Source organism: Streptomyces sp. WAC05292 (genome assembly GCF_003949955.1).
Lineage (GTDB): Bacteria > Actinomycetota > Actinomycetes > Streptomycetales > Streptomycetaceae > Streptomyces > Streptomyces globosus.
Genome location: NZ_RPSE01000044.1, coordinates 15,300 through 28,145 on the forward strand (window position 1 = coordinate 15,300; position 12,846 = coordinate 28,145).

Consider the following 12,846-nt stretch of genomic DNA (forward strand, 5'->3'; position numbering starts at 1 on the left):
TCGGCCGGTCAGCGGGGGTAGGGGGTGAAGTCGACGTCGAAGTCGAGGGGGAAGCTGCGCGGCTTGCGGCCGGTGGCCCTCGCCCAGGCGTTGGCGACGGCGCCGACCGCGGCGGGCACCCCGAGTTCGCCGGCGCCGCCGGGCCGCTCCCCGGTGGCGGGCAGCACGAAGACGCGTACGTCGCGCGGGGTGTCCCGCTGCTGCGCCCAGTGGAACTGGCTGTAACTGCCTTCCAGCGGAAGCCCCTTGTCGATGTGCAGGCCGGCCCGCAGGGTGGTGGAGATCGCGTCGGCGAGGCCGCCGATCATCTGGGCTTCCAGGCCGCGCGGGTTGACGGGCAGGCCCACGTCGACGGCGATGACGGCCCGGGTGACGCGGACGTGCCCGGGGTCGCGGGTGTCGATCTCCACGAGGCACGCGGTGCGCGAGCGGTACTCCTCGTGGAAGGCGATGCCCTGTGCGCAGCCCGCGGGCAGGGGCCGCCCCCACTCCCCCTCGGCGGCGGCCTTGTCGAGGACGGCGCGCTGGTCGTCGTTCCTGAGGAAGGCGCGCCGGAACCGGTACGGGTCCTTCCCCGTGCGGGCGGCGAGTTCGTCGACGACGATCTCCTCGGCGCCGCGGGTGTTGGCGGAGTACACCGACCGCCAGGAGCCGGTGGGGATGCCGGTGGGAACCTCGTTCAGGCCGTGGGTCGTGAGCCCGAAGTGGTAAGGGGTGGCGACCGTGGTGTGGAAGAGGGTCTGGGCGAGGGTGGCGTTGCCGATGCCCGCGGGCAGGTGCGCGGCGGTCGCGGTGATGATCTCGCCGAGCCCGTGCCGGAAGTCCGTCTCGGCGGCGGCCACCCGGTGCTCGAAGCTCAGGACCTCGCCGAGGGCGTACGCGGCGCGGATCCGGTGGTGGGTGGCGGGCCGCATGCGGCCGTGCCGCGTGTCGTCGACGCGGGTCCACATCAGGCGGACGGGGCGCCCGCAGGCCCGGGAGACGCGCGCGGCCTCCAGGGCGGCGTCGAAGAACAGGCGCCGGCCGAAGGAGCCGCCGGCCTGCACGACGTGCACGGCGACCTTGTCCACGGGCAGTCCGAGCTCGGCGGCGATGGTCTGGCGGGCCACGATCGGGGACTTCAGGCCCGACCAGACCTCGGCGCGGTCCGCGCGGACGTCGGCGACGGCGCAGTTGGTCTCCATGGGCGCGTGGCCGACGAACGCGAAGTCGAAGGCGGCGTCCACGTACGGGGTGAGCAGCGGGGGCACGGCCAGCGGCGGGACCGCGGCGTGCAGCCGGGCCCGGATGTCGGCGTCGGAGAGCCGGTCGGCGGGCCCGGGCCCCCAGGCGATGTCGAGGGCGGCCTTGGCGTCGAGGGCCTGGCCGAAGGTCTCGGCGACGACGGCGACGCCGGTGGGGATGGTGACCACGTGCAGCACGCCGGGCATGGCGCGGACGGCCGCCAGGTTCGCGACGGACCGCACCGTCCCGCCGAGGGTGGGCGGGCGGCGCACCACGCACGGCTTGGCGCCGGGCACGTCGAGGTCGAGGGTGTAGCGCTGGGCGCCGGTGACCATGGCGCGGGCGTCGATCCGGCCGGTCGGCCTGCCGACGAGGGCGTGGTCCTTCCGCTCCTTCGGCGCGGCCGCCGGTACCGGCAGGGCGGGGTCGGCGGCGGCCGCGGAGAGGCTGCCGTAGCCGGCGGTGCGGCCGTCGGGGGCGCGGACGGCGCCTTCCGCGGTGGTGAGGGAGGATACGGGGACGCTCCAGCGGCGGGCAGCGGCCGCCAGGAGGCGGGCCCGGGCGGTGGCGGCGGTCCGGCGGACGGGCCCGTAGAGGGAGCGGACGGAGTTGGAGCTGCCGGTGAGCTGGTTGAAGAGCAGTTCGGGCCGTGCGTCGTCGAGTTCGACGCGGACGGTGGCGAGCGGGGTGTCCAGCTCTTCGGCGACGAGCATGGCCACGGCGGTGGTCAGGCCCTGGCCGACCTCTTCGCGCGGCAGCCGGAAGCGCACGGTGCCGTCGGGGTCGACGGCCAGCGCGAGCAGGGCCGCGGTGGGCGCGCCGGCCAGGATGAACAGGTCGCCGAGGTCGACGAGGTCGGCCGGGGCGGGCAGGGAGGGGACGGCGGCGTGCGCGGCGTGCGGGGCGAGGGCCTCCGCGGCGCCGTGCGTGACGAGGGCGAGCGTCGGTGCGGCGACGAGGCGGGTCAGGAAGGAGCGGCGGCTTGGCCCGGCTGCCGGGTGGACCTCGGTCATGTCGCTGTGCCCCGTCCTCCGGGCCCGGGGTCGGGCCCGCTCCGCCGCTGCCCGCTTCCGCCGCTGCCGGCCCTTACCGACGGGTAGCGTAGCGGGGGCGGGGCGGACGTGGAAGCGGAACGCGGGCCGGGGCTGCGGGGCCCCCGGCGCGCACGCGCCCGGGCGGGGGTCCTTCGTTCGGGGGTCCCCCGTGGCGGCGCACTCCGGCGCCCTGTGCGAAGCGAACGCCCCACCGGGGTGAGCCGCGTAGGCCGCACATTCGATCGCGAGCGCCCTTGGCGCCTTTTTCCGGCCGAGGGCGGACGATGGAAGAAGGAGACCCGTCCTGCCGAGTGCATGGAGGAGGTGTGCAGCGGTGACGAAGTTCATGGACGTCCACCACGGCATGAAGGGCATCACGGCGGAGCAGCTGTCCGCCGCCCACCGGGCCGACCTGGCGATCGAGGCGGAGGAGAAGGTGCACTTCGAGCGGGCCTGGGCCGACCCCGAGTCCGGCACCGTGTACTGCCTGTCGGAGGCACCGTCCGCGGAGGCGGTCCAGCGGATCCACGAGCGCACGGGCCACCCCGCCAACGAGATCCACCCGGTGCCGATCACGGTGTGACGGGCGGACCCGGCGGCCGGGTCCGCCGAGGGGTGGCCAGAACCGTTCGCACACCCCGGCCGGCCGCCGGGAAGCCCCAGGCATATGCCAGAAGCAAGCCCGGGACGGATGTTGCCAATCGCCTTACAGCCCCTTCACGCCTGTGCCAGAGTCGTAGAGGCCCTTCTGCTTCAGACCTGGCCGCGCCGCGCCTGTATCGGAGTGCACATGCCGTCCCATCTGTTCGCGGACCGACCCGCGCAGCCGCCCGAGCCGGCATCGGTGGACTCCCTGATCTCCCAGGCGAGGCGGCTGCGCGGCGGCCTTGACGCGGTGCGCCGCGACACCGCCGCGGAAGACGGCGCACAGGGCCGCTGGCAGCGGGCGCTGTGCGACCTCGCCGTGCACCAGCTCGACGACCTGCACGACCAGCTGGGCCAGCTCAAGAAGGGCCTGCCCCCGCCTCCGGCCTCCGACGACCGCGCGCAGCAGCACCCCGGCCCGGACGGCGCCGACGGCACCGGCGGGCGGCACACCCGCATCGGCAGCGCCGAGTGGAACCTCCTCACCGACGAGGTCAGCTGGTCGCAGGAGCTCTTCCGGATCTTCGGGCGCTCCCCCGCGCTCGGCCCCCTTCCCCTCGACGAACTCGGCTCCACCCTGTTCTCCGAGGACCAGCCCCTGCTGACCGGGATGCTCACCGCCTGCCTCGTCGACGGCACACCGCTCGACGGGGAGTTCCGCATCGTCCGGCCCGACGGCAGGGTCCGCACCCTGCACATGCGGGGGGAGCCCGTCCTCGACGCCGACGGCTGCACCGCCTCCATGTGGGCCGTCTTCCAGGACGTCAGCCGGCTGCGCCGGAGCCGGCGCGCGGTGCACGAGTCCCGCGAGTCCCTCCGGCACCGCCGGGAGATCGCCCGGACCGAGCACCGGCTCGCCGTCGAACTCCAGGAAGCCGTCCTGCCGCCGTGGCGCACCTCCCTGCGGCTCCCACCCGACGGCGCCGGCGCCCTCGACGTGGCCTCGCACTACCTTCCTTCCGCGGCGGGCACACCGATCGGCGGCGACTGGTACGACGCCCTGCAACTCCCCGACGGCCGCACCCTGCTGACGGTCGGCGACCTCACCGGGCACGGCGTCACCGCCACCTCGGGCATGGCGATGATGCTCGGCGCCCTCCGCGGCATGGCCATGGCCGGCATCGAGCCCGGCCCCCTGATGGGCTGGCTCAACCGGCTGCTCGAAACCTCCGTGCAGCCCGCGCTCGGCTCGGCCGTCTGCTGCCGGTACGACCCCGGGAGCCGCGTCCTGTCCTGGGCACAGGCCGGCCACCCCGCCCCGCTCCTGGTACGCGCCGGCGCCGGCCGCGCCCTCGCCCCGCCCGAGGGCGTGCTGCTGGGCGCCACGCCCGGGGCCGCGTACGGGCAGGCCGAGGAACGGCTCGAAGCCGGCGACGTGCTCGTCCTGCACACGGACGGGCTGCTGACGTACGACGTCGGGCTCGGTCGGGAGGACGGCACCGAGCGGCTCCTGGCCCTCGCCCCGCGGCTCTCCGCGGCCTCGTCCGCGCAGGACTGCCTGCGCACGGTCGTCGAGGAGTTCGGCGGGGACGGGCGGGCAGGCGACGCCTGCGTCCTGGTCGCCCGGATCGGCTGAGGGCCCCCGGGGACGAGACCTCTCCCGCACCGGACCGGTCGGAGGCCGCGCCCCTGGCGCGGCCTTTTCCGTCGTGGCGCCACCGGACGGCCCGGTGCGCGCACCGGCACCCCTAGACCGTCTGCTGCACCGGGCTGTTGGGCAGGGCCAGCTTGATCTCGTCCCGCAGGTCCTCGATGCGCGAGTACCCCGCGTACTGGCCGGTCAGCCGGTACATCTCCCGCAGCCGGTCCCACGTCCGGTGCGAGGAGGTCTCGTTCATGGAGACGAGCGCGAGTCGCGCGTACCGGTCCGCCTGCTCGGGGTCGTCCGCGATGAAGCAGGCCGAGGCCATGGAGATGTAGTCGAAGATCTGCGAGCGCTGGTGGCCGCCGGCCCGCAGCCGCAGCGCCTCGCGGGCGTGCCGCTGGGCGATCGGCGCGGCGGACGGCTCGTGGTCGGCGAGCGTGCGGTAGGCCAGGGCCTGCATGCCGTGCAGGTCCGCCTCGTCGAAGTGCTGCATCCACGAGGGCGGCGGGACATCGGCCTTGTCGGACACGAACAGGTCCTCGGCCTCCCCCAGGGTGCGCCGCATGGCCTGCCCCTTGCCCATCGCGGCCTGCGCCCACGCCTCGATGGTGTGCAGCATCGCCCGGGTGCGCGGCAGCGTCTCCTCGCCGGAACCGGACTGGGCCAGCTTCATCAGGTCCAGCGCCTCTCCGGGCCGGCCCAGGTGCACCATCTGGCGGGCCGCCCGCGACAGCGCCTCCCCGGCCCGCGGCCGGTCGCCCCCCTCGCGGGCGGCGTGCGCGGCGATCACGAAGTACTTCTGGGCGGTGGGTTCGAGGCCCACGTCGTGCGACATCCAGCCCGCCAGCACCGCCAGGTTGGCCGCCACCCCCCACAGGCGCCGCTGGAGGTGGTCGGGGTGGCGGTACGCCAGCATGCCGCCGACCTCGTTCAACTGGCCGACGACCGCCTTGCGCTGCAGGCCCCCGCCTCTCGCGGCGTCCCAGGCGCGGAAGACCTCCACGGAGCGCTCCAGGGCCTCGATCTCCTCCGCGCCGATGGGCGCGGCCTCGTACCGGTCGTAGCCGGCCGGGTCGGCCTGGAAGGATTCGCCGAAGCGCTGGGCCTGGCCGCCCGTACCCGGGTCGGTGTGCAGCCAGTCGTACATGGCGTTGGTGAGGACGGAGCCGGCGGTGAGCGCCACTCCCGCACCCATCAGACCGCGACGGTTGAGCATGAGGTCCATTCCCGTGAATTCGGTGAGGACCGCGGCTGTGCGTTCGGGCGCCCAGGGCATGCCTTCGGGGTTGTCCTGCACCCCGTCCGGCTGCCGTCCGGAGGTGCGCCGCTGCCGTACGAACCCGAGGTCCTCGATGGTCACGACACGACCGAGCCGCTCGGTGAACAGGGCTGCCAGGACGGTGGGAACCGGTTCACGGGGGGTCTCCCCCATGTCGATCCACCGCCGCACCCGCGAGGTGTCGGTGGCCAGCTGGTGGTGGCCCATCGCAGCCGCCTGCCGGTTGACCATCCTCGCCAGCTCACCCTTCGACCAGCCGGCCAGGCCGAACAGGTCGCTCAGTCGGGTGTTTGGTCCTCTGCTCACGTCAAGCCCCCAGGTTCTCGGCTGGTTTGACAGTAGCCCGCCGACAGATGCCCAGCGACTATTCGCCAGGCTTCGCCAGGGGCAGCCAGATGGTCCGCCACCCGCGCCAGGGTGTCAGGTAGGAATGCGCCTCCCCGACCCGGTCGCCGGGCGGAACTCCCCAGGGCGAAACCCGGGGCCGGCGGGGCGGCGTACAGATCTCGTCGGCGCACGAAGGGAACCGCAACGCCATGTATGCAGCAACGTCCTCCGTGTCCGCCCCGGTCCGGCCCCACCGCACGCTCCAGGCGGGCGGGGGCTCCTATCTCGATGCCGCCCGCCCCGCGGTGCCGCTTCCCGGCGCCGTCCGGGCCCGGCGGATGCCGGGAGCCGTCGCGCAGCCGCTCAGCGGGAGAATCGACCTGTCGGGGCCGCAGGGAGCGCAGTTGCGCACCGCGCTGGCCTCGGTGCAGCGGATCTGCCCGGAGTTCGCTCCGGTGCAGGTGCTGCGGCGCAGCGGCCGGTCGGTGCTGCTGGTGGGGACGACCGGCCGGATGACCGCCGTGGCGAAGGTTTTACTGGACCACTCGCCCGAGTGGCGCGAGCGGTACCGGCACGAAATCGCGGCGTACCGCACGTTCGTCCGACACCGCCCGCCGGTCCGGGTGCCTCGGCTGATCGCCGCGGACCCGGAGAACGGGACGCTGGTGGTGGAGCGGATGGCGGGCCGGGTCGCGGCACTCCAGCGGCATCCGGTGGAGGCCCCTCCGCGGGCGGACCTCCGGGCGGCGCTGGGAGCGGTCTGCCGGGTCAACCAGTGGCGACCGCCGGCGGACCTCTTCGGAGACCCGCTGAACTACGGGCAGCGGATCGCGCGGTACCACGAGCTGGGGCTGCTGACGGACCGGGACCTGGGCGACCTGCAGAAGCTGCTGTGCGGGCTCAAACTGGCGGGTGTGCAGCGCCAGTTCAACCACGGTGACGCCCTGCTGTCGAACCTGCTGCTGTCGCCGGCGGGGCCGGTGCTGCTGGACTGGGAGCATGCGGGCTGGTATCTGCCCGGCTACGACCTGGCGACGCTGTGGACGGTGCTGGGCGACGCCCCGGCCGCGCGCGGCCAGATCAGCCGGCTCGCCCAGGCGGCCGGACCGGCGGCACGGGACGCGTTCCTGGTCAACCTGATGCTGGTGCTGACCCGGGAGATCCGGATGTGCGAGACGGCGGTGCAGCGGTCGATGGCCGCCTCCGCCCCGAACCAGCCCCTGCCGGCGGGCGCCCTGTCCTCGGGCGAGGAGCAGCGGCTGCTGCTGCGCCGCCTGCACGACGACTGCGGCATGGCCCGCAGGGCGGTCCGCGCGGCCGTCGGGACCCGCTGAGGGACGGCGTGCGGCAACGTCACGAAAATCCCGTGGCGCACACAACCGGTGTGCGCTCCACGGGATTTCGTGCGTCGGGGCCGGACTGCGGACGGATGCCTTGACATCCCGGGGTCCCGGGCGGAGGTTTCTGACACTGCATCAGATACCCGCCTTCTCTTCCGCCGGAGCTGCCATGACCGCGAGCACCGCCCCCGAACCGCACCCCGCAGCCCCTCCGTCGCGCCGCGCGGTCCTCGCCGGGGCCGGGGCGGGCGCGCTCGCCGCCGGGCTTCCGGCCGCAGCGGCGCGCGCCGACGCCGGACCCGTGTTCGGCGAGTACGACGTCGTCGTGGTCGGGTCCGGCGCAGCCGGGATGACGGCCGCCCTGACCGCGGCAAGGCGCGGGCTCAGCGTGCTGCTCGTCGAGAAGGCGCCGACCTTCGGCGGGTCGACGGCGCGCTCCGGGGCGGGGATCTGGCTGCCGAACAACTCGGTGATCCTGCGCGCCGGCGTCCCCGACACGCCGCAGAAGGCGGCCGCCTACCTGGCGGCGGTCGTGGGTCCGTCCGTTCCGGCGGACCGCCAGGCGGCGTTCCTGGCGAACGGGCCGAGGATGCTGGACTTCGTCATGGCGAACAGCCCCCTGCGCTTCCGCTACATGGACGGGTACAGCGACTACTACCCGGACCTGCCCGGCGGGCTGGCGAACGGCCGGTCCATCGAGCCCGACCAGCTCGACGGCCGCGTCCTCGGCGCCGAACTGGCCCGGCTGAACCCGCCGTACATGCCCGTCCCCGCGGGGATGGTCGTCTTCGGCCAGGACTACCGGTGGCTGACCCTGGCCGCCGTCAACGCGCGGGGGGCCGCGGTCGCGGCCGAGTGCCTGGCGCGCGGCACGCGGGCCGCGCTGCGCGGGGAGAAGCCGCTCACGATGGGCCAGGCGCTGGCGGCCGGGCTTCGGGCCGGGCTGGCGCAGGCCGGCGTACCGGTGTGGCTGGAGTGCCCGCTGACGGACCTGGTGACGGACGGCGGGGCGGTCACCGGCGTCGTGGTGGAGAGGGGCGGCGTCCGCGGCACGGTGCGTGCCCGCCGGGGCGTCGTCCTCGGCTCGGGAGGCTTCGAGCACGATGCGGAGATGCGCGCGCGGTACCAACAGCAGCCGACCGGCGCGCAGTGGTCGGTGGGCGCCCGGGAGAACACCGGGGACGGGATCCGCGCCGGGCAGCGGGCGGGGTCGGCGCTGGACCTGATGGACGACGCCTGGTGGGGGCCGACGGTCCCGCTGCCCGGGGAGCCGTACTTCTGCCTGGCGGAGCGCACCCTGCCGGGCGGGCTCCTCGTGAACGCGGCGGGGGCGCGGTTCGTCAACGAGGCGGCGCCGTACAGCGATGTGGTGCACGTGATGTACGAGAAGGACCGGGGCGCGCCGGGCTCCCACATCCCGGCCTGGCTGGTGGTGGACCAGCACTACCGCAACAAGTACCTGTTCAAGGACGTGCTGCCCGCGCTGCCCCTCCCGGACGCGTGGTACGCGTCGGGTGCGGTGCACACGGCGTGGACCTGGGACGGCCTCGCGGAGCGGATCGGCGTGCCGGCGGCGGCGCTGCGGGCGACGCTGAGCCGGTTCAACGCGCAGGCGTGGAGCGGGACCGACGCCGACTTCGGCCGCGGCCGGACGGCGTACGACCACTACTACACGGATCCCGGGGTGTACCCGAACTCCTGCCTGGCCCCGGTCCTGCTGCCGCCCTTCCACGCGTTCCGGATCGTGCCGGGCGACCTGGGGACGAAGGGCGGCATCGTGACGGACGCGCGGGCGCGGGCGCTGCGGCCGGACGGCTCGGTCATCCGGGGCCTGTGGGCCGCGGGCAATGCGAGCGCGGCGGTGATGGGCCGCAGCTACGCGGGGGCCGGATCGACGATCGGTCCGGCTATGGCGTTCGGCTACGCCGCGGCGAACGACATCGCGGACGCGTGAGGGGGCCGGGCCGCGCCGCGCCGGGCCGGACGGTCAGCCCTGCTGGAAGAGCTCGGCGGGCAGCGGCTTGAGCAGGGTGTACAGGTCGTCGCTGATGGGCCGGTCCCAGCTGGCGATCGTCACGAGGACGTTGTCGCTGCGGTCGAACTGCACGCAGCTGATCCGCGACTCGGAGAGCTTGATCTTGCGGACGATGAGGAGGTTGTCGCCCTGCATGACGGGGCAGTCCTCGATGCCGGTGACCTCGACCTCCTCGTCGTTCTCCAGGGCGTCGAGGAGCTGGGCCACCTCGAAGGGGATCTGGCCGTCGGCGAGGTCGCGGGCCGGGGAGCCCTCGGGGAGGTTCCCGATGATCATTGCGGGGCCGCGTCCGCCGAACAGGTCGTAGCGGAGAAAGACGCCCTGGCAGCTGCCGTCGGGTGCGGGGAGCAGCCCGGCACCGAGATTGCCCGGCCAGTCCCCCGGGTCCATGGCCAGGACGTCGAAGTCCGGGCCGGCGGGTGTGGCGGCGCGGTTGCGGCGGAGGAAGGACATGCGGCCATGGTACGTGGCCGGGGGCGCTTTCCGGATCCGGGGGCGCGGCGCCCGTTCGCGGTTCGCGGGCGCCGCGGCCTAGGCGGTGCCGCCCCTCCGGCGCGGGGAGCGGCGGGGGGCTGCCGGGGCGTTCGCCGTCGCGCACCGGGCCGGGGCGGGGAGCGACGCGGCGTGTCGCGCGGGCCACGCCGCGTCACACGGAGCCGGCGGTGTCCCGTGCCGCCCGGCGGCGCTCAGGAGCCGGGGAGCCCGGAGCCGACCAGCCACATGGAGAAGAACTGGGCGCCGCCCCCGTAGGCGTGGCCGAGCGCCCGGCGGGCTCCCGGGACCTGGTGCCCGCCGGCCTGGCCGCGGACCTGGAGGGCCGCCTCCGCGAAGCGGATCATGCCCGAGGCGCCGATCGGATTGGAGGAGAGGACGCCGCCGGAGGGGTTCACGGGCAGGTCCCCGTCGAGCTCGGTCGCGCCGGCCTCGGTGAGCTTCCAGCCCTCGCCCTCGGCGGCGAAGCCGAGGTTCTCCAGCCACATCGGCTCGTACCAGGAGAACGGCACGTACAGCTCGGCGACGTCGATCTCGCGGCGCGGATCACTGATGCCGGCCTGCCGGTAGACGTCGGCCGCGCAGTCCTTCCCGGCCTGCGGGGAGACGAAGTCCTTGCCTGCGAAGAGCGTCGGCTCGCTGCGCATGGCCCCTCCGTGCACCCAGGCGGGCGGGTGGGGGGCGCGGGCGGCGCCGGCCCGGTCGGTGAGGACCATGGCGCAGGCGCCGTCGGAGGAGGGGCAGGTCTCGGAGTAGCGGACGGGGTCCCACAGCATCGGCGAGGCCTGCACCTGCTCCAGGGTGATGCCGTGCTCGTGGAGGTGGGCGTACGGGTTCTTCAGGGCGTTGCGGCGGTCCTTGTACGCGACGAGCGATCCGACGGCGGCGGGGGCGCCGGTCCGGCGCATGTACGCGCGCACGTGCGGGGCGAAGAACCCGCCTGCTCCGGCGAGCAGCGGCTGCTGGAAGGGGACGGGGAGCGACAGCCCCCACATGGCGTTGGACTCGGACTGCTTCTCGAAGGCGAGCGCGAGCACGGTGCCGTGCACGCGGGCGGCGACGAGGTCGGCGGCGACGAGCGCGGTCGAGCCGCCGACGGAGCCCGCGGTGTGGACGCGCAGCATCGGCTTGCCGACGGCGCCGAGGGCGTCGGCGAGGTACAGCTCCGGCATCATGACGCCCTCGAAGAAGTCGGGGGCCTTGCCGATGACGACGGCGTCGATGTCCTGCCAGGCCAGCTCGGCGTCGGCGAGGGCGCGGGCGGCGGCCTCCCGGACGAGACCGGCGAGGGAGACGTCCTGGCGGGCCGCCGCGTGCTTGGTCTGGCCGATGCCGATGACGGCCACGGGCTCCTTGCTCATGCTGGGTCCCCTTCCAGGACGGCGACCAGGTTCTGCTGGAGGCAGGGGCCGGAGGTGGCGTGGGCGACGGCCCTGTCGGAGGCGCCGCGGTGGATGCGGGCGGCGGCCTCGCCGATGCGGATCAGGCCGGCGGCCATCACGGGGTTCGCGGCGAGCGCCCCGCCGGAGGGGTTGACGGCGGTGGACCGGCCGAGGCGCAGCGCCTTGCGCAGGACGACCTCCTGGGAGGTGAACGGGGCGTGCAGTTCGGCGGTGTCGACGGGCGCGGTGAAGAGGCCGGCGCGCTGGGCGGCGAGGCGGGTGGACGGGGAGTCGGTGAGGTCGCGCACGCCGAGGCTGTGGGCCTCGATGCGGTGGTCGATGCCGGTGATCCAGGCGGGCCGTCCGCAGAGGCGGCGTGCGGTGTCGCCGGCGGCGAGGATGACGGCGGCGGCGCCGTCGCCGACGGGCGGGCAGTCGCCGGTGCGCAGCGGCCGGACCTGGTGGCCGCCGTGCGGGACGGTGCCGGCGAGCTGGGCGTGCGGGTTGGCCGCGGCGGCGGCGCGGCTGCGGGCGGCGACGGCTGCGAGCGCCGCCTCGTCGGTGTCCCCGGCGTCGATGAGGGCCTGGGCCTGGAGGGCGGCGAGGGCGACGGAGTCGGGCCACAGCGGGGCGAGGTAGTAGGGGTCGAGCTGCCGGGTGAGCACGTCGCGCAGGGAGCCGGGCGAGGACTTGCCGTACGCGTAGACGAGCGCGGTGTCGGCCTGTCCGGTGCGCAGCTTGACCCAGGCCTCGTACAGGGCCCAGGCCCCGTCCGTCTCGACGTGGGATTCGGAGATCGGGGGCCAGGCGCCGACGCCGTCGAGGGCCATGGTGAAGGAGAAGGGGCGGCCGGCGAGGTAGTCGCTCGATCCGGAGCAGGTGAAGCCGATGTCGCGGGCGCGCAGGCCGGTCCGCTCGCGGACCTCGTCGAGGACGGGCAGGAGCATTTCGAGCTCGCTGAGGTCGTCGGTGCGGCGCCGGTGGTCGCTCTGGGCGAACGCCACGACGGCGATGTCGCGCTCGTGGCGGGCCATCAGATGAGCTCCTTGTAGCTGTCGTAGGCGGCGTCGGGTTCGCCGGTGGGGCGGTAGTGGTCGGGGTGGCGGCCGTCGGCGGTCCACACGGGTTCGACGCGCAGGCCCATGCGGACCTGGTCGTAGGGGATGCCGCCGATCCGGCCGTGGAGGGGGAGGTCGGCGCCGTCGAGGGCGATGTGGGCGTAGACGTAGGGCACGTCGATGTCGAGGTTGCGGGCCTTGATGTTGACGATGCAGAAGGTGGTGACGGTGCCGGCGGGGCCGACCCCGACGCGGTCGGTCGTGGCGACGCCGCAGGTGGGGCAGGCGCCGCGCGGGGGGACGTACACCTTCCGGCAGGAGGGGCAGCGCTCGCCGACGATGCGCTGCTCGCCGAGGGCGGCGAGGTGTGCGCTCTGGGCGCGGCCGGGGGTGTGGGTGTAGTCGAGGCGCGCCTCGGTGACGATGCGGGTGACCGGGTCGGGGA

10 protein-coding genes are annotated in these 12,846 nt (G+C 74.7%); 4 read left to right on the forward strand and 6 right to left on the reverse strand.

All coding sequences use genetic code 11. The features are described 5' to 3' along the window. Positions 1–8: 8 nt before the first annotated feature. Entirely contained in the window at positions 9–2,237 is a 2,229-nt protein-coding gene (locus tag EF903_RS08295) for a xanthine dehydrogenase family protein molybdopterin-binding subunit (protein ID WP_125542396.1), read from the reverse strand. 355 nt (positions 2,238–2,592) lie between these two features. Between EF903_RS08295 and EF903_RS08300 the strand changes: the two genes are divergently transcribed. Beyond that, positions 2,593–2,841, forward strand: coding sequence for an SCO4226 family nickel-binding protein (locus tag EF903_RS08300; RefSeq protein WP_114056356.1), 249 nt, complete (start codon positions 2,593–2,595; stop codon positions 2,839–2,841). Positions 2,842–3,048: 207 nt separating this feature from the next. Further along, complete coding sequence (locus EF903_RS08305) at positions 3,049–4,479, forward strand: PP2C family protein-serine/threonine phosphatase (RefSeq protein ID WP_125542398.1); 1,431 nt, start codon at positions 3,049–3,051, stop codon at positions 4,477–4,479. Between the two features lie 112 nt (positions 4,480–4,591). Here the strand turns inward: EF903_RS08305 and EF903_RS08310 are convergent, their stop codons facing one another. Beyond that, positions 4,592–6,073 (reverse strand): hypothetical protein, encoded by a 1,482-nt coding sequence (locus EF903_RS08310; protein ID WP_125542400.1) that lies wholly within the window; start codon positions 6,071–6,073, stop codon positions 4,592–4,594. A 230-nt stretch (positions 6,074–6,303) separates the two neighbouring features. Here EF903_RS08310 and EF903_RS08315 point away from each other — a divergent pair, with 230 nt between their 5' ends. Continuing rightward, the gene (locus tag EF903_RS08315) at positions 6,304–7,428 is read left to right on the forward strand and encodes an aminoglycoside phosphotransferase family protein (RefSeq protein WP_125542403.1); all 1,125 of its coding nucleotides are present in this window, start codon (positions 6,304–6,306) and stop codon (positions 7,426–7,428) included. 175 nt (positions 7,429–7,603) lie between these two features. Beyond that, positions 7,604–9,388 carry a 3-oxosteroid 1-dehydrogenase gene (kstD, locus tag EF903_RS08320; protein ID WP_125542405.1) on the forward strand — a complete coding sequence of 595 codons (1,785 nt, stop codon included), beginning with the start codon at positions 7,604–7,606 and terminating at the stop codon, positions 9,386–9,388. Positions 9,389–9,421: 33 nt separating this feature from the next. Here the strand turns inward: kstD and EF903_RS08325 are convergent, their stop codons facing one another. The 4 genes from EF903_RS08325 to EF903_RS08340 all read right to left on the reverse strand — a co-directional run. Continuing rightward, entirely contained in the window at positions 9,422–9,922 is a 501-nt protein-coding gene (locus EF903_RS08325; RefSeq protein WP_114056361.1) for a hypothetical protein, read from the reverse strand. Between the two features lie 233 nt (positions 9,923–10,155). Then, a complete protein-coding gene (locus tag EF903_RS08330) occupies positions 10,156–11,322 on the reverse strand; it encodes a thiolase domain-containing protein (protein WP_125542407.1) in 1,167 nt (388 codons plus the stop codon). Continuing rightward, a complete protein-coding gene (locus EF903_RS08335) occupies positions 11,319–12,377 on the reverse strand; it encodes a thiolase domain-containing protein (RefSeq protein ID WP_125542409.1) in 1,059 nt (352 codons plus the stop codon). Before EF903_RS08335 ends, EF903_RS08330 begins: the two co-directional genes overlap by 4 nt. Next, positions 12,377–12,846: Zn-ribbon domain-containing OB-fold protein (locus tag EF903_RS08340; protein WP_185902573.1), on the reverse strand; the 470-nt coding region annotated here is incomplete at its 5' end. The genes EF903_RS08340 and EF903_RS08335, both read right to left, overlap by 1 nt.